At 58.6% G+C, this 20,279-nt stretch carries 17 protein-coding genes and 1 riboswitch; of the genes, 6 read left to right on the top strand and 11 right to left on the bottom strand.

What is annotated here, in order from left to right:
* Positions 1–20: 20 nt before the first annotated feature.
* From BLW03_RS02855 to BLW03_RS02845, 3 genes are all read left to right on the top strand, one after another.
* Positions 21–1,073: a threonine aldolase family protein gene (locus BLW03_RS02855; RefSeq protein WP_074652257.1), complete on the top strand. Its 1,053-nt coding sequence runs from the start codon at positions 21–23 to the stop codon at positions 1,071–1,073.
* 67 nt (positions 1,074–1,140) lie between these two features.
* Positions 1,141–1,355: riboswitch (cobalamin riboswitch) on the top strand.
* Between the two features lie 30 nt (positions 1,356–1,385).
* Entirely contained in the window at positions 1,386–3,827 is a 2,442-nt protein-coding gene (locus tag BLW03_RS02850) for a TonB-dependent receptor (RefSeq protein WP_074652256.1), read from the top strand.
* Positions 3,828–3,959: 132 nt separating this feature from the next.
* On the top strand, positions 3,960–4,898 hold the full coding sequence (locus tag BLW03_RS02845; RefSeq protein WP_074652255.1) for a vWA domain-containing protein: 939 nt from the start codon (positions 3,960–3,962) through the stop codon (positions 4,896–4,898).
* Between the two features lie 61 nt (positions 4,899–4,959).
* Here the strand turns inward: BLW03_RS02845 and BLW03_RS02840 are convergent, their stop codons facing one another.
* The 3 genes from BLW03_RS02840 to BLW03_RS02830 form a co-directional block, all read right to left on the bottom strand.
* Positions 4,960–5,928, bottom strand: a complete 969-nt coding sequence (locus BLW03_RS02840) for a sensor domain-containing diguanylate cyclase (protein ID WP_074652254.1) — start codon at positions 5,926–5,928, stop codon at positions 4,960–4,962.
* Between the two features lie 107 nt (positions 5,929–6,035).
* Positions 6,036–6,881 carry a DUF1003 domain-containing protein gene (locus BLW03_RS02835; RefSeq protein ID WP_074652253.1) on the bottom strand — a complete coding sequence of 282 codons (846 nt, stop codon included), beginning with the start codon at positions 6,879–6,881 and terminating at the stop codon, positions 6,036–6,038.
* A 73-nt stretch (positions 6,882–6,954) separates the two neighbouring features.
* Positions 6,955–7,398, bottom strand: coding sequence for a cupin domain-containing protein (locus BLW03_RS02830; protein ID WP_074655728.1), 444 nt, complete (start codon positions 7,396–7,398; stop codon positions 6,955–6,957).
* 200 nt (positions 7,399–7,598) lie between these two features.
* Here BLW03_RS02830 and BLW03_RS02825 point away from each other — a divergent pair, with 200 nt between their 5' ends.
* Positions 7,599–7,802, top strand: coding sequence for a hypothetical protein (locus BLW03_RS02825; protein WP_074652252.1), 204 nt, complete (start codon positions 7,599–7,601; stop codon positions 7,800–7,802).
* A gap of 487 nt (positions 7,803–8,289) precedes the next feature.
* Here the strand turns inward: BLW03_RS02825 and groL are convergent, their stop codons facing one another.
* Positions 8,290–9,963, bottom strand: coding sequence for a chaperonin GroEL (gene groL / locus BLW03_RS02820; protein ID WP_074652251.1), 1,674 nt, complete (start codon positions 9,961–9,963; stop codon positions 8,290–8,292).
* Between the two features lie 127 nt (positions 9,964–10,090).
* A complete protein-coding gene (locus BLW03_RS02815; protein ID WP_014786129.1) occupies positions 10,091–10,384 on the bottom strand; it encodes a co-chaperone GroES in 294 nt (97 codons plus the stop codon).
* Positions 10,385–10,609: 225 nt separating this feature from the next.
* On the opposite strand from BLW03_RS02815, the gene BLW03_RS02810 reads away from it, so the two are divergent.
* Both BLW03_RS02810 and BLW03_RS02805 read left to right on the top strand, forming a co-directional pair.
* Positions 10,610–11,296: a hypothetical protein gene (locus BLW03_RS02810; protein ID WP_074652250.1), complete on the top strand. Its 687-nt coding sequence runs from the start codon at positions 10,610–10,612 to the stop codon at positions 11,294–11,296.
* 2 nt (positions 11,297–11,298) lie between these two features.
* A complete protein-coding gene (locus BLW03_RS02805; RefSeq protein WP_074652249.1) occupies positions 11,299–12,024 on the top strand; it encodes an SDR family NAD(P)-dependent oxidoreductase in 726 nt (241 codons plus the stop codon).
* Between the two features lie 174 nt (positions 12,025–12,198).
* On the opposite strand, the gene BLW03_RS02800 is transcribed toward BLW03_RS02805, so the two are convergent.
* The 6 genes from BLW03_RS02800 to BLW03_RS02775 all read right to left on the bottom strand — a co-directional run bounded on the left by BLW03_RS02800 (position 12,199) and on the right by BLW03_RS02775 (position 19,661).
* Entirely contained in the window at positions 12,199–13,947 is a 1,749-nt protein-coding gene (locus BLW03_RS02800) for an ABC transporter ATP-binding protein (protein ID WP_074652248.1), read from the bottom strand.
* A gap of 12 nt (positions 13,948–13,959) precedes the next feature.
* The gene (locus tag BLW03_RS02795; RefSeq protein ID WP_074655727.1) at positions 13,960–14,652 is read right to left on the bottom strand and encodes an FKBP-type peptidyl-prolyl cis-trans isomerase; all 693 of its coding nucleotides are present in this window, start codon (positions 14,650–14,652) and stop codon (positions 13,960–13,962) included.
* Positions 14,653–15,011: 359 nt separating this feature from the next.
* Complete coding sequence (locus tag BLW03_RS02790) at positions 15,012–15,905, bottom strand: ArdC family protein (protein ID WP_074652247.1); 894 nt, start codon at positions 15,903–15,905, stop codon at positions 15,012–15,014.
* A gap of 466 nt (positions 15,906–16,371) precedes the next feature.
* Positions 16,372–17,277 carry a ParB/RepB/Spo0J family partition protein gene (locus BLW03_RS02785; protein WP_074652246.1) on the bottom strand — a complete coding sequence of 302 codons (906 nt, stop codon included), beginning with the start codon at positions 17,275–17,277 and terminating at the stop codon, positions 16,372–16,374.
* 3 nt (positions 17,278–17,280) lie between these two features.
* On the bottom strand, positions 17,281–18,144 hold the full coding sequence (locus BLW03_RS02780; protein WP_074652245.1) for a ParB/RepB/Spo0J family partition protein: 864 nt from the start codon (positions 18,142–18,144) through the stop codon (positions 17,281–17,283).
* Positions 18,141–19,661, bottom strand: a complete 1,521-nt coding sequence (locus BLW03_RS02775) for a recombinase family protein (RefSeq protein ID WP_212733241.1) — start codon at positions 19,659–19,661, stop codon at positions 18,141–18,143. Before BLW03_RS02775 ends, BLW03_RS02780 begins: the two co-directional genes overlap by 4 nt.
* Positions 19,662–20,279: the final 618 nt, after the last annotated feature.

Genomic DNA, 20,279 nt, shown 5'->3' with positions numbered 1-20,279 from the left:
TCAAAGACCTTAGGAGAACCATGAGCACCGAGAGCATCATCGACCTTCGTAGCGACACCGTGACCAAGCCGACACCCGAGATGCGCTCTGCCATGGCGAATGCCGAGGTCGGTGACGACGTCTACAGTGAGGACCCGACGATCAACAAGCTGGAGGCGCGTGCCGCCGAGATCTTCGGACGTGAAGCCTCCATCTTTGTGCCGACCGGTTCGATGGGCAACCAGATCGCGCTACGCCTGCACACGCAGCCGGGTAAGGAAGTCGTCTGCGAGTCCCGCGCGCATGTCATGGATTGGGAGATGGGGATGGCCGCGATGTTCAGCGGCTGCCAGTTGCGTACGGTTGCCGGGCAGCGCGGCATCCTGCGTTGGAAGGACATTGAGCCCGCGCTTGCGACCACGGGACTCTATTACAAGGCGCAGACCGGCCTGATCTGGGTGGAAAACACACACAATATGGCGGGCGGCACTGTGACGCCGCTGTCGGTGATGCGTGAGGTGCGCGATGGTGCACATGATCGAGGGCTCCCGATTCACCTGGATGGTGCTCGTATTTTCAATGCGGCGGCTGCTCTGGAGACGGACGTTGCAACGCTGACGGAAGGCTACGACTCGGTGAACTTCTGCCTGTCAAAGGGCTTGTGCGCGCCCGTGGGATCGCTGCTGGTGGGCACTGCGGAGTTCATCCGGCAGGCACGCATGGTCCGCAAGGCTCTGGGTGGCGGCATGCGCCAGGCGGGCATCCTGGCAGCGGCCGGTCTGATCGCGTTGGAGGAGATGCCGAAGCGTCTGCACGAAGATCATGCCACCGCGAAACAGTTGGCACAGGCACTCGCGAAGATTGAAGGCATCACGATCAACCCTGCGGATGTCGAGACAAACATCGTGATCTTCACGACGACTTTTGATGCTCCTGGTTATGTGGCTGCGTTGAAGCGGAGGGGCGTTCTCGCCAGCGCGCTCAGCACGCACAGCGTGCGGCTGGTGACGCATCGTGATGTGGACGCGGCAGCGTGCCTGCGTGCGGGGGAGATCCTGTCCACGGTGGCACTGGATACATTCGCCGCGGCCTGAGTGTGAAGGGCGCGTAAACTGTACTTCTGCACCCATTTACAGACCGCGCCAAGGCGCCCTGTTCCACTTAGACGCCAACCGCATTGGAATGCAATGGGAAGCGCGGTGAAAGTCCGCCACTGCCCCGCAACTGTGATTGCGCTCTCCTAGAGTTTTAGGAGGACGCAGAGCTTCGAGGCGCCGGTCGTCACTGCGAAAGCGGGAAGGCGAACAGCGCAGCACCACCGAGGCCCTGCGCAAGCGTGTAAGTCAGGAGACCGATTCCGATGCTGACAGCAAACCACGCCCCGAGGGGGAGCGTAGGAGATTCAAATGCATCGCATCGCTAAGCGACGCGCGCACACATGCGCGTGGCTCGCCACCGTTCTATTCACCACATCACTCACAGCACATGCCGTTATCGTTCGCGGCAGCGTCCGCGATCCGCTTGGACGCGCCATCCCATCCGCACGCGTCCAGTTGATTAGGGGCACGCAGGTTGTCGCATCCACCGTTACGTTGCCGGATGGCACTTACGAAATTCGCTCTGCGGATGATGGCCGCTTCCTGCTGCTGGCAAGCGCCCAGGCCTTTGCCGTGCAGGTCAGCGATCCCTTCTATGGCCGGCCACTGGACGTCGTCTCACGAGATCTGCAACTGACGATCAACCCCGTCCGCAGCGAGATCACCGTAACCGCCACGGGTGTACCCACCGCAATCGAGCAGACGAGTGGCAGCGTCACGCTGATTCCCATGCAGGATCTCAGTACCCGCGTCGATATCTCCCAGGAGTTACGTCTGCAGCCCGGCGTCTCCGTCGTGCAGACGGGCCAGTATGGTGGTGCAACGTCCTTGTTTGTGCGTGGCGGTAACTCCGACGCTAACAAGGTTGTCATCGACGATGTGCCGGCGAATGACGTCGGCGGTGTCTTTGATTTTGGGACTGTCTCTTCCACTGCAGTTCGTGCGCTTGAGTCGCATCGCGGACCCGACAGCGTTCTCTACGGCACTGACGCTCGCGCTGGTGTCGTGCGTTTTGAGACGCCGCATGGGACATCCATTCGGCCGATCCTGACGTACTCCGGCGACGCCGGCAACTTACACACGTGGCGGAATGAGGCGACGCTTTCCGGAACTTATGGCAAGGCCGATTACTACACGGCTTTCTCGCGGTTCGATAGTTCCAATGCGCTTGCGAATGATCGGTATTATGCAGCAACGGCTGCGGCCAATCTTGGCTACAGCTTCACCGGAAGCACAAGCATTCGGGGCACCGTTCGCAATGGCGTATCGGCAACCGGCCTGCCGGGTCCTTATGACTTCCAGGGATTGACGCAGGTCGGTAAGCAGGGCGATCAGGATACCTATATCTCCGGCGTGATCGACGACACGCGACGCAGCGGATGGCACAACAGCTTCCGTTACATCGGCGCGCGCAAGCGGGAGCAGTCTCAGCAGTTCGCCAGCAACGGCACGCCCGACGGCTTCGGCGACTACTATGGCAAGGTTGTGACCATTAAGGGCGCGAACGGGACTTCGGCCACGGGCAGCAGCATTGTCGGGTATGACCCGTTCCCGACGCGCTATGAACTGGTATCCAATCGCAACGGGCTCGGCTATCGCACGGACTATAAATTCAACGAACACTTCACGGTTGTCGGTGGTTTCCGCTTTCAGGATGAGCGTGGCTCGTATCGCTACCCGGTCTTTGGGACCAATCAACAGGTTGGTCGCAGCAACTATGACTACACCTTGCAGATGCAGGGCGGCATTGGGCACCGGCTCTTCTATACTCTGGGCGGCGCTATCCAGCGTAACTCACTGTATGGCACTGAGGGCGAGCCTCAGCTTGGGCTCGCGTACTATGCCATTCAACCCGGTCGCGGCTGGTTTCATGGCACGCGTCTGCGTGCGAACTTTGCAAAGGGCGTACAGGAGCCAAATCTGTCCACGCAGCTTTCATCGCTGTATGCATCGCTGCAGGCGATCCAAGACACCGCCGATATCGCAAGGTTCCATGTAAGTCCCATCGGTGCGCAGCGCAGCCGGACTTATGAGGGTGGAATCAGTCAGAACATCTACAGTGATCGTGCGATCTTGCACCTGACTTACTTCCACAGCACTTACGGTCGCGGGATCGAGTATGTCTCGACTTCGCTCTATAACCAGTATTTCAACCAGACGCTTCCCGCAGCACTCTACGGCTTCTACCTGAACTCACTGTCCACCCAGGGGCAGGGCATTGAAGCGGAGCTGCAGTATCAGATCTCGCAGCGTCTATTTGTGCGCGCTGGTTATACCTATCTGGATGCATCGGTGAAGCAGTCGTTTTCGACCGATGCCTTGCAGGCACTGGGCGGAGCGGCGACAGTAAACCCGAAGTATCCGGGGATCGCGATCGGTGTCAGCTCGCCGCTGGTTGGGCAACGCCCCTTCCGGCGCGCGCCAAACACCGGCTTCTTCGTAGTGCAGTACACGGCGGACAAGTTGAGCGCATCGTTGAAAGGAGCGGTGTCCTCGCGGTCGGATGACTCCACCTTCATCGACGCTTTTTCCAGCTCCACTTTCGATAATTCGCTGCTGCTGCCAAACCGTAACCTGGCTTGCGGCTTCACCAAGCTGGACGCGAACGTTACATATCAGCTGAAGCCGTCCGTAGCGATCTTCACGCAGGCTGAAAACCTGCTGAACAACCAGCACATCGGCGCGTTCGGCTATCCCGGCCTGCCGCTGACCGTGCGGGCCGGTGTAAAAGTCCGATTCCCCAGGGAATAGCGTCCGCATGTTACCCGGCGGGCATCCAGCCCGCCGGGCAGCATGCCGTATTGGCGTGGCGAAAATTCAATCCAAAGCTGACAATATGCGTCTTATCTACAGAGCCCCTCAGAGGCTTTGAAGGAGTTCGCTATGTTTCGTTCTCTCGCACTGACCGCGGGCGTAATCTGCCTCACAACACTTGGTGCCCGGGCGCAACGTTCCAACGCGGACACCGAAGGCCCGCAGCCCGTCAACATTATCGTGCGCGCGGAGAGCAAGGGCGGGGCACCGACGCTTCAACCGTCGGATCTCAAAGTTGAGTTCAATGGCAAGCCCGTCACAGTCACTTCGCTGCAGGCGCTTGGCGTGGGTAACAAACCGGGTGTGCGTACGGAGGTAGCGCTGCTGATTGACGATGGCCTGCGCGGTAACTTCGGCACACAGCTTCGCGATGTTGAGAAGTTTGTGCAGAATACTGCGTCGCCGAATACTGCGGTGGGTGTTGGTTATATGCGCAATGGTGGCGTGGACTTCCCAGTTGGCTTCAGCACAGAGCCAGAAAAGGAGCTGCAGGCTATCCGCCTGCCCATTTCGATGGCGGGCGTGGATGGCAGCCCCTACTTCTGCCTGCAGGACCTTCTGAAGAAGTGGCCCGCACACCGCGGTGTCGCTCGGGTTGTGCTGATGATCACCAGTGGCATCGACCGCTACAACGGCTCGGTAAGCCCGTTGAACCAGGACAGCCCTTACGTTGCCCAGGCCGTGACCGACGCGCAACGTTCTGGAGTTCCTGTCTACTCGATCTACTATGGTCGCCGCGAAGTGAATGGCAATCTGTCCAGCTTCAGCGGACAGAGCTACCTGAGCCAGATGGCTGAAGGCACGGGCGGTGAAACGCTGAACGGCGGCACCATTAATCCGGTCTCGCTGGATCCGTACTTCAAGCGCTTCGAAGACGATCTGCGCGAGAGCTACCTGGTCACCTTTCAGACGGGCCTGAGCCGGCTGGAGCGTGTGAAGGTGAGCTCCAGCACCAAAGGCGTGAAGCTGCGTGCTCAGCAAATTGCTGGAGCGGCCGGCTCAAAGTAAACGCTTCCAGGTGAAGGAAAATGGCAATGCGATTCATCGCGTTGCCATTTCCTTTTGCGCGTCACGCAGATTGCTGCGGATCAGCCTTACGCTCTGTCGTCTGATTTGGCGCGGCCATCATCATCACCTTGCGAACGCAATTTCGCCCCTCTGACTTTGCCATGTAGAGCGCCTTATCGGCGGAGAGAACGAGTGACTCCGGCATGCGGACCATGCCGCCTGCGCGTGCAAGCGCCGTAGCTACGCCAAGGCTTGCTGTGACCCTGTTGCCACCGTCGGGATTCCCGGCGTGTGGAATGTTCAGGCCCTCGATCGCCGCTCTTACTGATTCAGCAACGGCGACAGCGTCGGTTGGGCCTGTCTCGGGCAGAATAATGGCGATCTCCTCGCCACCATAGCGTGCGACGACGTCACCGGGGCGGACGGCGCCGTTGACGCCAGCGCCCACGACGCGCAGGCAGTCATCACCCGCCAGGTGGCCGTACTCGTCATTGAATTGCTTGAAGTGGTCGATGTCGAGCAGCACCAGCGATACCTGCGAACTTTCCTTCAGGACATGGGACCAATGGCGCTCCAGTTCCGCATTGAAAGCGCGCCGATTGGAAAGGCCGGTGAGGCTGTCGGTCATGGCCATGGCCAGGAGCTGATCTTCGAGCCTCTTCCGCTCGGTGATGTCGCGCGCGACGAGGATCATCTCCGCCGGTTCGCCTGTCTTTGGATCTTCGATCATGCGCGCACTGACCTCCATCCACACCAGTGAGCCGTTGTGGTGAAAGAAGCGAACGGCCACGTTGGATGGTTCAGAACCGCGCTGTCGCAGCTCCTCGATGTGCTTGCGAATCGTGCCTAGGTCTTCCGCAAGGACCGCCGACGACGGATGCTTTCCGAGAAACTCTTCCGGTGTTTTGCCAAGCAGTCGAACGGACGACGGCGAAACATAAGTGAACTTCGGGGTGAAGTCGCAGCGGAAGATCATATCTGCGCTGTTCTCAGTTAAAAACTTGAAGGATTGTTCGTCAAAGTCATTCATCGGGCTACTCAGATGCTGGTCACGGTTCGCAACATAGCAGGAACAACCGCAGCACACGGTTGTGGTGTACGACGTTGCGCATCACTACGGATCGGCAGGTGTCAGGCTTACTGCTTGTCCTGTTTCACCGCGGTCCGGAAGAGATCGTCCAGGTCGCCGATCTTATCGGTTAGTTGATTCAACCGGTTCGCCAGCCCTTGAATCTCTGATTCCGATCTTACATTTACCTGGAAATCAAGTTCACTGCGAACGCGGTCCTTCGTATCCTGCCGGTTCTGGCTCATCATGATGACCGGCGCCTGAATCGCAGCGAGCATCGACAGGAACAGATTCAACAGAATAAACGGATAAGGATCCCACGCCCTGCCGCGCAGGAAGACATTGATGCTGGTGTAGACGGTCAGCGTGATGGCGAACGCGATAATGAATGTCCACGAACCGCCGAACTTCGCGACCATGTCCGCGATCCGTTCGCCGAAAGTTTCTTCCTCATCGATCAACTCGTTCGCGTTGCGGCTTGCGCGCAGCCGCACAAGCTGCTGGGTTGCGTGATACTGACGGCCAAGAACAGTCAGCATGTCCATACCGGCCATGGGCTTCTTTGTAAGCAGGATCGCGATGTCGTTGCGATCGACCTCGAGGCAGACGGCGTCGTCCAATGCGACGGCGTTGGTCTTATGCGGTGACTCTTCCAGCATGGACGCGAAGCCGAAGAACTCGCCATGGCTGGGTTCATCCAACACCACCTCCTGGTGATCCTCGTCGACTGTCGTCACCTGGATCTTGCCTGCCATCACCACGTAGGCATTCCTGCCTGGATCGCCGATCTTGTAAATTCGCTGCCGCGCGGCAAAGCGTTTCACCTCCACCTGCGCCGCAAGGATCGCCGTCTCATCGTCATCAAGCAGGGCGAACAGCGGAACGTGTTTCAGTTCTTCGGGATTACACGACATGAATAAAGTCCTCTTATGCCGAGCATACCTCCCTCGTATGACGACGATGTCAGAGGCGAATCTGAAAAGTGACTCAGCCCCTGCCGATCGCGACCACGTAATAGTCTGCTGGCTCTGAACCCACGCACTTCACGGCATGCAGTACGTTGGATCCAACAAAGAAAACGCCGCCCGGCCCGGCAGTAGTCTTCTGGCCGTCGTTATCGAACTCCAGCAGACCGGATCGCACCAGCATCAGTTCTGAATGACGATGACGATGCGCCAGGTGCGGCATCTGTCCCGGTGGCAATGTGGTCTCATGCACCTCAAGGCCTTCACCCGTCGCGAGTGCTCCACGAAGTACCACCTGGTCCTCCTGGCCGTTGGGAAGAGGGACCCTTGGGAGATCGGCAAACTGGTAGACCCTGGAAGTCTTCAGTTCCGATTCGGTCTCAGTAACAGCGACTACTTCCGCCGCGCACGTTCCACCCAGAAATGCCGAGGCTGAAATTGCAAGCATCATCTCGCGTCTGTTCATCGTGTTTGCCTTTGCGATGTGTTCCGGCGACAACGACATTCCGCGGGATGAAGCCAGTCCGGTTGCCGGTGAACCCGACACGCTTGTAACAATCCAGCGACGGGAACGGCATACAAAGGCTCGCCGAATATTGCATTATGTCTGACTGACAACAGATTTGCTCTTGACTTCCATGCATCGTTATTGCGGAGGAGAAAGACATGGTACAGGCTGTTTCCCGGGTCAAGATCGCATCTGTCAATCACACGGAAAACGCTATCGTCGTCGTCTTCGACGATGGCAAGGAGTTCATCTATCCTGCTGCGATCCTGTACTCCGCGATCCCCACGGATGATGCCGTCGCGCGTCGTGTTAAGGAAACGCTATCGCGTAGAACGAACACCTCCACCGAATACGTTCAGTAAGTGGTGAACAATCGAGGCACGCGTCTTCGCGTTTCTCTCCAAGCGAGAAGTTCATTGCAGTCAAACCCTGGCGATAGGTGGCGTCGACCGACGCGGCTGTTCGTGACAATTCTTTGAATAGATGAGACCTCAAACCTCTGTTGCTCTGGGGGATCTTGCGCACCAGCGAGTGATAGAAGAAGAGAAGGGCGCCCGCGATGAGAGCCACGGCACACGTCATGGTTTCCAACCGCAGATAGACCTACCCGACTGGCTGCAGGAAGAGTATCTGCTGCTCATGAGATACGATGGCGAATCTCCGCAGGTTGGTATCCGCGCAGGTGACGGTAGGAGCGAAAGCAAGCAAACGAATCTCAAGACAGGAAAGCCCCGGATTGCTCCGGGGCTTTCTTGTTTTGGTGAACCCATGTCTCAGAGACTTGGATTACCCGTGTGTTTCGATGCACTTGCTTCTGCGGCTTTAGCCGCATCCGCTCCATGCAATGGTTTAGTACATGCCGTCCATACCGCCGCCACCGCCGTGGTTGTGGCCGCCAGCCGCGGGGGCCTTCTCCGGGATGTCGGCGATCATGGCTTCCGTCGTCAGCATGAGGCCGGCGATGGAGGCTGCGTTCTGCAGGGCAGTGCGCGTTACCTTGGTGGGATCGATGACGCCGGCCGCAACCAGGTCCTCGTACTTGTCGGTGCCTGCGTTGTAACCGAAGGTCATGTCCTTCGACTCGGTGATCTTGCCGATCACGACTGCGCCTTCTTCGCCTGCGTTGTAGGCGATCATGCGCAGCGGCTCTTCGATGGCGCGACGGATGATGTTGGCGCCGATCTTCTCGTCACCATCAAGCGTCTTCACCAGCGCATCCACGTCAGGGATGCAGCGGATCAGGGCCACACCGCCACCGGGGACGATGCCTTCTTCGACGGCAGCGCGGGTTGCGTGCATTGCGTCTTCGACGCGAGCCTTCTTTTCCTTCATCTCGGTCTCGGTAGCAGCGCCGACCTTGATGACTGCAACGCCGCCAACCAGCTTGGCGAGGCGCTCCTGCAGCTTCTCGCGGTCGTAATCCGACGAGGTCTTCTCAACCTGCGAACGGATCTCACGCACGCGACCGTCGATGTCGGCTTCCTTGCCGGCGCCGTCGATGATGGTGGTGTTGTCCTTGTCGATGGTCACGCGCTTCGCCGTGCCCAGGTCCTCGAGCTTCACGGACTCCAGCTTGATGCCGAGGTCTTCCGTGATGGCCTTGCCACCGGTCAGGATGGCGATGTCGCCCAGCATGGCCTTGCGGCGATCGCCGAAGCCAGGAGCCTTCACAGCAGCGACGTTCAGCGTGCCACGCAGCTTGTTGACCACGAGCGTTGCGAGAGCCTCACCATCCACATCTTCCGCGATGATGACGAGTGCCTTGCCGGTGCGAGCGATCTGCTCCAGCAGGGGAAGGATGTCCTTCATGGACGAGACCTTCTTCTCATAGATGAGGATGTACGGATCCTCGAAGGCAGCTTCCATGCGCTCTGCGTCGGTGACGAAGTAGGGCGACAGGTAACCGCGATCGAACTGCATGCCTTCGACGACGTCGAGCTGGGTCTCCATGCTCTTCGCCTCTTCGACGGTGATGACGCCGTCCTTGCCAACCTTCTTCATCGCTTCGGCAATGATGGTGCCGATCTGCGAATCCGAGTTCGCCGAGATGGTGCCGACCTGCGCGATCATGTCGCCGGAGACAGGCTTGGAGAACTTCGACAGGGCGCCGCCCTGAACCACACCGTCGTTGTCGCGAACGCCGATGATGGCTGCAACAGCCTTGTCGATGCCGCGCTTCAGGGCCATGGGGTTTGCACCGGCCGCAACCGTCTTCACGCCTTCGCGGAAGATCGCCTGTGCCAGAACGGTTGCGGTGGTCGTACCGTCGCCGGCAACGTCCGAGGTCTTGGAAGCAACTTCCTTGACCATCTGTGCGCCCATGTTCTCGAGCGAGTTCGGCAGCTCGATTTCCTTGGCGACGGTGACGCCGTCCTTGGTGATGGTCGGCGAACCGAACTTCTTCTCGATGACGACGTTGCGGCCCTTGGGTCCGAGGGTCACCTTGACGGCGTCCGCCAGGACGTTCACGCCGCGGAGGATAGCCTGACGGGAATCTTCACCGTGCAGAATTTGCTTTGCCATTGTGTTTTCCTTTGTTCGCGCTCAAAGCGCGTCGTTCAGAATTTCTAATCTGCTGCAGGACAGCAGGGAAGCCAGTGGACTCATTCCAGACAACGGAGGCGCGAAGCGCGTCCGCTGCATGCAATGCTTACTTGAGGATTCCGAGGACTTCTTCTTCGCGCATGATCAGCAGATCTTCGCCTTCCAGCTTGATCTCAGTGCCGGAGTACTTGCCGAAGAGAACCGTGTCGCCAGCCTTGACGTCGAGCGGGAATACCTTGCCCTCGTCGTTGCTCTTACCCTTGCCGACGCTGATAACTGTGCCCTGCTGGGGCTTTTCCTTCGCAGAATCGGGGATGATGATCCCGCCGCGAAGCGTTTCGCCTTCTTCCAGGCGACGGACCAGGATGCGGTCGTGCAGCGGTGTAAATGTCGATGCCATGGTTCTTCGTTCTCCTTGATGTGTGGGTGGGCGGTAGGGCGTTTTAGCACTCCGCCGCTCCGATTGCTAATGTACGGCCCGGCCATGGCGCGAGTCAAGGCCGCTCAATGAAATATGAGTGAATGTCGCTCAAGGTCCACCGGCGCGTGCCAGGAGCGTCAGATCGCGACATCTCTCCGGCAGCTGGGAAAGACACGCGCGCGCAGGGAGCGGTAGAATGCACCCATGCTGTTCCGCCGTTCGCTTCTCATCTCCGTTGCAAGTGTTGTTACCCTGGCCGCTACGCTGGCCCCTGCTCAAAATGAGCGCCACGGCCGCAAATACAAGGCGCCGCCGGAGACCAGTCACCTTGAGGTACTGGTCGTGAAGGATTCGAACGGCAAAATCCTGGAGAACGCTGCCGTTATCTTTCATCCGACGAAGGATGGGAACGACGAGGGCAACCTCGAGATCAAGTCCGGGACAGATGGCAAGGCCTTCATCGACGTCATCCCGACAGGATCGCAGGTCGGTGTCCAGGTCATCGCCAACGGCTTCACAACGTACGCCGGAACCCTGCTGCTGGACGGCCCCTCAAAGCAGTTGATCGTTCGGATGAAGCGGCCCAGCACGCAGGTCTCGGCCTACGGCGAGAATGAAGCGAAGGACATGAACCGCAGTGTTGGCGTACAGGAGCCGATCCGGAATGCCGGACCGACGTCTACGCCGAAGCCTCTGCCGGCGAGCGCGCCCATCATCAAACTGCCGGCGCTGCCGCAGAATCCCAAAGCCAAGGGTGACTCGACCGTGGCACCTGCGGATCACAACGTTACGCCGCCGCCAAGTGCACCCGCCAAGGCCCCGAAGAACACCAGTGGCGATACGACGCCGGTGACAGACGGCTCGCCGGGCACCTCTTCACCTTCGAACTAAATATGACCTTGCCACTCAGCGGCACGCGCGCGCTGGTCACCGGCGGTGTCCGACGACTGGGGCGCGCCTTTGCGCTGGCCTTAGCGGACGCGGGCGCGGATGTTGTCGTGACTTCGAGGTCCGTGGATGCTGACGCCGATGCAGTCTTGCAGCAGATGCGCGGCATGGGAGTTCGTGCGCATAGCCTCGTGTGCGATGTCCGCTCTCCGGACTCCGTCACACGCTCGGTCGCGGAAGCCGCGGACTTTCTTGGCGGACTGGATCTGCTGATCAACAACGCCGGTATGTTTGAGTCGGCTCCCCTGGAATTACTCACACCGGAACAGTGGGATGATGCCTACTCGGTCAATGCTCGCGGGCCGTTCCTTGTAGCGCAGGCGGCGTTACCACACCTGCGTGCCTGCGGACACGGTCGGATCATCAACATCGGATCGCTCGGCGGTATCAAGCCGTGGACGACGCATGGCCACTACTGCGCCAGCAAAGCGGCGCTGCACATGCTGTCGCAGACCATGGCGAAGGCGTGGGCTCCAGAGGTCAGTGTGAACTGCGTCGCACCCGGCATGATCCGTTTTCCGGACGAGCCGGAGCGCCTGGCAGGGAAGACGCCGATGGGCCGCGACGGGGCACCAGAAGATGTCGTGAGCGCTGTCCTCTATTTCGCGACGGCGCCGGCGTTCATCACCGGGCAGGTGATGGCGGTCGATGGTGGACTGAGCCTGATCTAATGAGCCTTCGCTCGCTTTCGCGACCATGCCGTGTGGTCCATTCACGCGTGCTGTGTGTAATGGAAGAGAGCCCGGAGCGCCCTGCTTATCCAGTCGCCATAAAAGGGGCTCACGGATGAGTGGGAGATCACACAAGGCGCATGTCTCCTGCTAACAACCGCAACGCTGGGAGCGTCAGTTCGCTACGATCTCTTCTTCCAGCTGCTGCTTCTCAAACAGGTCGGCATAGTAGCCGCCGCTGGCGAGCAGTTCTTCGTGCGTGCCGATTTGTGTGATGCGGCCATTGATGAGGACAGCGATGCGGTCGGCGCTGCGTGCGGTGGAGACGCGGTGCGCGATGAGAATCGTCGTACGATCCGTCATAACCTCGCGCAGGCCACGCAGGATCTGCTCTTCCGTGTAGGTATCGACGGAGGCCAGTGCGTCATCGAGGATCAGAATGCGTGGATCGCGCATGATGGCCCGAGCGATGGAAGTCCGCTGCTTCTGGCCGCCAGAGAGCGTTACGCCACGTTCGCCCACCAGCGTGTCGAAGCCGTGAGGAAACTCAAGAATCTCGTTCGCAATATGGGCGACAGAGGCGGCACGTTCAATCTCTGCGTCGGTTGCGTTCTCTACGCCGAAGGCGATGTTGTCGCGGATGCTGGTGGAGAAGAGGAACGTCTCCTGTGGCACGAACCCGATGGCGCGGCGCAGGGCAGCCAGCGGCCATTCGCGGATGGGGAGCCCATCGACCAGGACTGCGCCCGCGGGTGCGTCCAGCAGGCGTGGAATCAGGTTCACCAGTGTCGATTTGCCTGAGCCAGTCGGCCCGACAATCGCGAGCGAACTGCCTGCGGGAACGGAAAGGTTCACGTCCTGCAGGATGCGCGGCCCATCGCCGTAGCCGAAGGTCAGGTTGCGGAATTCGATGTCGCCGCGCGGGACAGCGTCGATGGGCACAGACAGGCCGCTCTCATCCTTGATGGACGGTTCCCAGCGCAACAGTTCGTCGATACGGACGACTGACGCGGTGCCGCGCTGGAAGAGATTGATGACATAGCCAAGGGCCAGCATGGGGAAGGTGAGCTGCACCATGAAGACCATGTACTCGGCGAACTGCCCGGCTGAAATGCGGCCCGCAACGACCTCTCGGCCACCGACCAGCAGCGTCAGCATGATCGACATGCCGAGCACAAACTCCAGTGTGGGCCACAGCATGGCCATGATGCGAACAAGGAAGAGCGAACGGCGAATGTACTCATGGTTCGCTGTCTCGAAGGACTTGATCTCCGCCTCTTCCTGCGCAAAGGCGCGGACCAGGCGTGCACCACTGAAGTTTTCCTGTGCCTTGGCGCTGATCTCAGAAAACATGGCCTGGATACGCTCGAAGCGTGAGTGAATCTTGCGACCCATCAATTGCACAACGACGGAGGCGATCGGCAGGGGAAGGAAGGCAAACAACGTTAGTCTGCCCGAGATCTTCAACATGAACGGCAGCGCGGCTGCGGTGAAGACAACCGTGTTGGCCGAGTACATGATGGCCGGCCCAAGCAGTTGCCGGACAGCGTTCAGGTCGTTCGTCGCGCGGGCCATGATGTCGCCCGTGCGGTGCTGGTGAAAGAACGAGAGCGATTGCTTCTCAAGATTCCCGAACAGGTCATTGCGCAGGTCGTATTCGATCTCGCGGCTGGCGCCGATGATGATCCATCGCGTGGCATACAGGCACACGGCAGCGACGACTGCGACAGCGATCAGCAGGAAGACCGTATGGGTGACGACCGTCGGCGCGCCGTGGTGGACGATGCCATCCACGGCGCGGCCGATCAGCACCGGCATCAGGATCTTCGAGCCGTTGTAAAGCAGCACCGCGACTGCGCCCTGCGCCAGTTGGGCGCGGTATCGCTTCAGGTAAGGACGCAGCGGGTTCAGCTTTTCCAACATGGTTGATCCTGTCTATTCCGGGTGTTCTTCGGGACGTTCTGCCGGCTTGGCTGCCGGGCTGGCACTGGGCGGCGGCGTCGGACGTGCTGCCTCAGGGGTTGGCGGCTCGAAGTGCGAACCGGTGACGGGCTGTTGCGTGTTGCCCTGACCGACAAGCTCGATATCGAAGACAAGGTCTGCCTTCTCCGGGATGTCGGGCGGATGACCGGCAGCGCCGTAGGCGAGCTGGTAGGGAATGATGAGCCGGCGCTTACCGCCAACATGCATCCCCTCAAATCCCGTGTCCCAGCCGGAGATGACGCGCTTCAGGCCGATAGGAAAGACGATGGGTTGACCGCGGTCCACGGACGAATCGAACTTCTTGCCGTCCAGCGTCCAGCCCGTGTAATGCACGGTGTAAAAGACGACGTTCGACGGCGGCGTGGACATGCGCGCCAGGTCGCCATCGCCAATCTTTGTGTCGACGTACCTCAGCGCGTACAGCGGCGCTGGCGTGCCAGTTACTGCGGGCATGGTGCCGACCGCAGCGAGGCCTTCCGTTGCTTTGGGATCAGACATGGTCGTCCTTGGAACGTGAGCGGTCGGCCGGTGCGTCGCGGTGGTGGTCTTCGCGGCAGGCTTAGCGGTGGTGGTTGCGGGCTTCGGGGTCTGCGCGGTAGCTGCAAGAGCAAGCGTCGCGAGCAGCACTGGTGCAAGGTTTCGCATGAACAATCCTCGCATTTGATTCTACGAGGGCGGCGCGCGATGCGGAATGGAGCGAGAAGGCATAGAGAGGACCGCCCTCCCGCCCGTTCCACCCAAGATCTGTCATCCTGAGCGGGTGAGAGAGATTTTAGAAGTTTCTCATTTTATTTGAGCTAAAAGGCCAAATTTTGGCTGTGTAGGAACTGTGCAGACGGAATGTGCAGAATCCACCTGAATGACAGCTTTTCATCGGCGGAAGAGGGTCGGGAGAAACCCGCAAGGGTGTCTCCCGCGCCGCTGAAGAACGGCAGACGGGCGCATTTGCATCCGTCCGTCCGATTCGGTGTCGTGCGATTGTTACATGGTGGTGGGCATGATCTTCACGCGGCAACGTCTTCCAGTTCCTCGCTGGTTACGTCCTCTGCTATGGGTGGTTCCAGTGCGGCAAGGATGGATGCTGCGGTCTGCTGGATGACTTCCAAGCTCTCCGCCAAGAGTGAGGCGTTGCCATGATAGAGCTGGATATAGTCGGCGGATGCCGAACCCGTCACCAACCCAACAGCCTTCCCGACCACGAAAGCTACTGCCTCCGCCTCCGTCTCCCGCACGGTCTTCGTGGTGACTGTCCTGCGTTCGGCCTTGTGGAGGAGTTCATGCGCCGTCTCGTGCACCAGCGTCGAAAACTCCTCAGCCTTGGAGAGACCGGGAAGAATGGCAATGCGTCCGCCGTAGCTCAAGCCGAGGGCCGGTGCGATCTTCTCGTTGTAGACAAGCTGGATGCCCTTGCCCTTGAGGAACGCAGCTAGACGGTCAATGTTCTCACCGGGGTCGCCGCAAACTTCGTGCAGGTTGGGCAGGTCGACACCCTCGGTCTGGCTGATGTCAAACACGTAGGCATTGCGGAATCCCAACAGGACGCGCTCGTTCTGCTTGGTAATGTCCTTCTTGGCCTCCTCGTCCTTCTTGCGACGAACGCCAACCATCGGTGCAAGGATGCGGATGCCCTTCTGCCCGGCCTTCACATTGCGGCCAAGGTTCTTCCACGTCCAGAAACCAGCGACTCGCGTCGCGGTGGGCATTTGACGCGCGATCTCCAGGACGTTCCCGAAGCTGTACTGATGGAATCGGCTCATGGCAGTGAGGTAGTGGGTAAGGGCTTCGGAGTGTCCGGCCTCCAACTGCTCAATGAGTAGCTTGACGTTGGCGGCGATCAGTTCCTGTTTCGTGTTGGGCTTCTTGCTGTCGATGGCGGCGACGGTCTTGGTGATGTTCATGATGTTTGCTCCTTCTGCTTCGGCTTTTGCACTTCCGCGTTGAAACGCGGCATGTACATGCCGAACGCCTCCTGGCGAAGGCGGGGGTAGCAAGGTGCAAGGGAGGGGTTTCCCCATCCTTGGAGCGGAAGCAAAGCTGGAGCGCAAAGGACGGAGCGCAGCGGAGGTCTGCACAAGCGAAGCGCGGAAGATTGGGGATGCCCTTGCGCCGCGCGGGGGGCGGAGCCCACAAGGAAGGCTTGGTTTCCGTATCTGCGTGCGGACGCACGCTTCGTTCACAAAGGGTGGGCGTTGCGGGCGGGAACGGCCCGCAGAGGTAGGAGCAAAAGACGCACGGCGGCTGGAGCGTGGGAGGAGACCTCCTCCCGTCCCACATTGGAATCGATAGCACTCCAATCAATGACAGGGCGTGGGGCACGGTTTGTCACAAACAGCGGACCGGCATAAGTAGTACCGCCTGGTGGCATCAGGCAGCGCTCTCGGATGCTGTACGTGCCCGGATATCTGTGACGATGGACCTGAGGGTTTCCATCGGCCCTTGGTGATGTTGACTCAGATACCGAACGATAGTCGGCTCCGCAAACAGTCGTTCGAAATAGGCGCAAGCGACGGTCAATGTCAGAACATCCATCCCGTAGGTTTCTTCTACTGCACGGAGGTTCTGTATCAGGCTCTCGGTATCTTCGGCCAAAAGAGCATCGGCCGCGTCTGCATTAGCCTTTAACTGTCGGGTGCTCACTACTTTGGAAAGCAGTGAAGGCGGGCTGATCGCGAGACGTGTCTTCGCGAACGAAACGCTGTAATCGTTCCTCAGCATCATCAGTTCTACCGTGGCGATCTGTCCGATTGGCTTCATCTTCCGCAATATGGGAAAGACTTCGACACTCAGCTTCTGATTCCGCAGCATCTCAACGACTTCTGGGCAAATTCCGTCTAACATCTGAGCGCGATTCTTTACTGTTGCGACGTCGATATTTAGCGCCGCTGCAATTCGATCTTCGGTAAGCCCGCTCTTCATCGCCTCTAAGAGCATGAGGTGCTGCGCGACAGGTGGAATGTGGTTGACGCGCTTGTTATATGTATAGCTTTCATCATCCGTCGAGAGGATGCAGGCCGCTTCACTAACACCAAGCATTCTGAGAGCTTCGAGTCTGAGGTGGCCATCCAGCAAAAGAAACCCTTTACCGTCCTGCGGGTAAACAACAAGAGATTCGATCAGTCCGACCTCGCGGACGGACGCGAGAATTTGCTTGAAAACAGTCGAACGGAGTACCTTGGGGTCCGTATTCTTTTGCGGTAAGATGGAGCTTAAAGGCAGCGTTAAGATTTCCCGCTGAAAAGCAGACCGCAGCTGCTTCCTCGATTTGTCCATGGATCACAACCTTTCTGCGAGTTCCGCTGGTAGGTCTTGGAGATTTTCTGCCCGGAGTAGAGTGCGGAAGTTCTCATCTTTGAATAGAAGACGAGCGACTGAGGTGAGAAGAATCAATCGCTCTCTCGTACGGTCCGCCCTTTGTATAAGGGCCTTCTGCTCACGAATCTTCTGCTTATATTCCTGAACGAGCGCCTCCCCTGTGAGCTTGCGCCGGACAGGTACCATCTTCCCTGAAAGCCGCTGTTTCTCGAGTCTCTGTGTGATGACCCGACGAGCCGCTGTTATGCGAGCACCGCGCAAGTCACCCTTCTCGTATGCCTCGGTCAGAGCCTTGGATACGTCCTGGTTGTTTCCGCTCGCGATCTCAACGGCAACACTCAGCGGAATCCGACCGGCTTCCACGGATGTAACGAGAAAGTCTTCGCCTTTATCAATCAGGTGGCAAATGCCGAAGAGATACGACTTGTGCACACCCAATTTTCCGGCGATGGCCTCTGGGCTGTGGCCTCGTCCACGGAGTGTACGGACCTCGGCCAAGATTGCGTGACTCAGGGCCGGTCTGCGCGCGATGTTCTCGACCAGACTCATAAGATGTCGTTCCTGCTCGGGCGCGACCACGATGACAGCCGGGATACGTTCTTCCCCAAGTTCCGCGAATGCCTCCATTCTCCCTTGTCCGCATACGAGATCGTAAACTTTGCCATTAGGATCCGGTGCAGCCCTTTTCGCTACTGTGATGGGTCGCTTTAGGCCGACAGCTGCGATGCTCTGAACGACCATCCGCCACTTGATCTGATTGCGGGATCGGGGATTTGCTATTCGTATCTCTGCAAGCGGGATCATTGAGATTGTCTGTTGAGTCATGCGACATCCCTCAAGGGAACTCTTTTCATGAGTCGGTATAGATAGTCGAGGCTGTCGAAGCGATAAAGATCGAGACAAACACCATTGTTCGGAGCGAGGCTGAGGCGGCTGCGTAAGATATCGATACGGGGGAAAAGGTAATAATCCTGCACGGATTCATTTCCAGGTGCTAGGCGTACGGCGATGGTGATATCAGGGTCTAAAGCGGATTCAAGCCGAATATGCCAGCGCTGAGATCCCGCCAGCGTTTGGCGACAGCGCGCTAGTACTAGGGAGATCTTGATTTCCGAGTTGACCGTCAGCAAGGGGCAGTGTTCATCGGATGACACCTCCGCGCCGTTTGCACATAATTGAGCCGTTATACTTCCCACAAGATCGCGATGACGGTCGCGGAGAATCCGATTGATTTCGATGTAGCTGAAGTCACGCTTCCCGCTCCACCCAATCAACTCATAAGCTCGATGGAGGCCGCCGAAGCGAGCGGCGTAGATCGAACTAGATGGCATATCGTCCGCTTCGTCGATTAGGAATCCGGAGAGTCTGCCGCAACGATTCAGCAGTGTCCGGAGCCTGTCCAGCAACTCTTCATCGGTGAGATGAATATGCCGCGCCTCAATAAGCTTACGGGCCTGGAGGAACAGTTCGAGAGATACGATGGGCTGAAAAGCATCGTCCTTACGCACCCACATTTCAGGCGGATTGACGAGGCGCTTCATCTTTAACTTGAAGGAGCGACGGTTATAGACGTTGTCCCCAACGTACTTGGGATTGGTGAGGATCTGATGGATTGATGCCCGTGTCCAAGGTCTTCGGAGGTCCGAAAGAATACCTCTTGCGTTAAGGCTTTCCGCTAGATCCTTCTCCGACCGCTCCTGTGTAACGAACCTCGAGAACAGCTCTCGCACTATGGAAACTTCGGCCTCCGGTCCCGGCACCAGCACAACGCGATCCGTCTGCAAACTTTTCCGCTCACCTCGAATGAGTAAACCTTTTTCCTTGCCATCTCGATCAAGGAGCTGGCGGCGCAGGCCGTATCCGGCTGGACCGCCCTGTCGGAATCCCAGTTCAATGAGGCGACATTGCCCAGCAAAAACCTTGACCGAGAGTTCGCGGCTGTACTCTCCGGCCATCGTCCGCTTGAGCGTTTTCATCAATGCCGAGGCGACACTCCCGTCATTTGCAAACTGCTCGCCGCAGTAGTGAACGGTAATACCTGCGCGCTTCAGAACATATTCGTAGTAAGCGCTCTCATCCGCGTCTTGAAAACGGCCCCACCGGCTCACGTCGTAGACGAGTAGCTCTGTGAATTTTGCCTCACCACTTTCCACGTCTTTAAGAAGTTGTTGCAGGCCGGTACGGCCTGCGAGATTCAGTCCGCTTCGGCCATGATCGTCATACGTTGTGACGATCGCCATGTCGTGCGTCGCTGCAAACTTCTGGATTACATCCGACTGATTCTGCGGCGAATATTGTTGATGCTCTGTGGACATTCGCACATACTGCGCCGCACTCCTCATCGAACCTAACGGTTTGGTAGGTGGCGTCAGCATCGGAGGGGTACTCCACGGCATGTGGAGCGTACTCCCATCGTTCAACTTTTCGCTATAACACCTCCCGAAAATTTAAGGATTTTTCATCTGATCGCACGCGAGGGGTCATGATCCGCCCGAGGCTCCAAGCGAGCTCCAAATACCGATGCACATTGAGGATGCTCTGTTCACTGTCCTAGATCGTGGACATCAAGGATCGGACCGACTGTCTTCTTGCATGGCTCAACGTCGGTGGACCGTTCCTCAATTCCGGCGACTCGCAGCCTCGCCTCGAATGCCAAGAACACAGGCGTGATCGCGTCGTGAAGCACATCGCCAGGGGCATTTTGCAGCTCTTGCCAATAGATTCTTTCGACATCAGGGAGACATAGCAGAACGCACTGCAGTATCTCTTCATTGTCTGGGCCGTCAAACAGTCCGCTCAGGTGTCGGCCTGTGAGCCCTGCAAGGTCTGTTTCCAAGCTCATACGAGCAATCCTCCGCAAAGTCGCAGGGGAAGCGGCTATGGCCTGTAGGAGCCCTCTTTATCTTCTCGTAAGCTGCGAAATCTCTTTGGGCTGAATCTTGACGTCGAAGTCCGCATAG

Origin of the sequence: Terriglobus roseus (assembly GCF_900105625.1) — a bacterium.
Lineage (GTDB): Bacteria > Acidobacteriota > Terriglobia > Terriglobales > Acidobacteriaceae > Terriglobus > Terriglobus roseus_B.
Note: the sequence above shows the minus strand (reverse complement) of the source record. Positions and strands in the feature narration are given on the sequence as shown.

Coding starts and splice junctions, on each gene's coding strand:
- BLW03_RS02855 (WP_074652257.1), top strand. CDS start 21: ATGAGCACCGAGAGCATCATCGACCTTCGTAGCGACACCGTGACCAAG.
- BLW03_RS02850 (WP_074652256.1), top strand. CDS start 1,386: ATGCATCGCATCGCTAAGCGACGCGCGCACACATGCGCGTGGCTCGCC.
- BLW03_RS02845 (WP_074652255.1), top strand. CDS start 3,960: ATGTTTCGTTCTCTCGCACTGACCGCGGGCGTAATCTGCCTCACAACA.
- BLW03_RS02840 (WP_074652254.1), bottom strand. CDS start 5,928: ATGAATGACTTTGACGAACAATCCTTCAAGTTTTTAACTGAGAACAGC.
- BLW03_RS02835 (WP_074652253.1), bottom strand. CDS start 6,881: ATGTCGTGTAATCCCGAAGAACTGAAACACGTTCCGCTGTTCGCCCTG.
- BLW03_RS02830 (WP_074655728.1), bottom strand. CDS start 7,398: ATGAACAGACGCGAGATGATGCTTGCAATTTCAGCCTCGGCATTTCTG.
- BLW03_RS02825 (WP_074652252.1), top strand. CDS start 7,599: ATGGTACAGGCTGTTTCCCGGGTCAAGATCGCATCTGTCAATCACACG.
- groL (WP_074652251.1), bottom strand. CDS start 9,963: ATGGCAAAGCAAATTCTGCACGGTGAAGATTCCCGTCAGGCTATCCTC.
- BLW03_RS02815 (WP_014786129.1), bottom strand. CDS start 10,384: ATGGCATCGACATTTACACCGCTGCACGACCGCATCCTGGTCCGTCGC.
- BLW03_RS02810 (WP_074652250.1), top strand. CDS start 10,610: ATGCTGTTCCGCCGTTCGCTTCTCATCTCCGTTGCAAGTGTTGTTACC.
- BLW03_RS02805 (WP_074652249.1), top strand. CDS start 11,299: ATGACCTTGCCACTCAGCGGCACGCGCGCGCTGGTCACCGGCGGTGTC.
- BLW03_RS02800 (WP_074652248.1), bottom strand. CDS start 13,947: ATGTTGGAAAAGCTGAACCCGCTGCGTCCTTACCTGAAGCGATACCGC.
- BLW03_RS02795 (WP_074655727.1), bottom strand. CDS start 14,652: ATGCGAAACCTTGCACCAGTGCTGCTCGCGACGCTTGCTCTTGCAGCT.
- BLW03_RS02790 (WP_074652247.1), bottom strand. CDS start 15,905: ATGAACATCACCAAGACCGTCGCCGCCATCGACAGCAAGAAGCCCAAC.
- BLW03_RS02785 (WP_074652246.1), bottom strand. CDS start 17,277: ATGGACAAATCGAGGAAGCAGCTGCGGTCTGCTTTTCAGCGGGAAATC.
- BLW03_RS02780 (WP_074652245.1), bottom strand. CDS start 18,144: ATGACTCAACAGACAATCTCAATGATCCCGCTTGCAGAGATACGAATA.
- BLW03_RS02775 (WP_212733241.1), bottom strand. CDS start 19,661: ATGAGGAGTGCGGCGCAGTATGTGCGAATGTCCACAGAGCATCAACAA.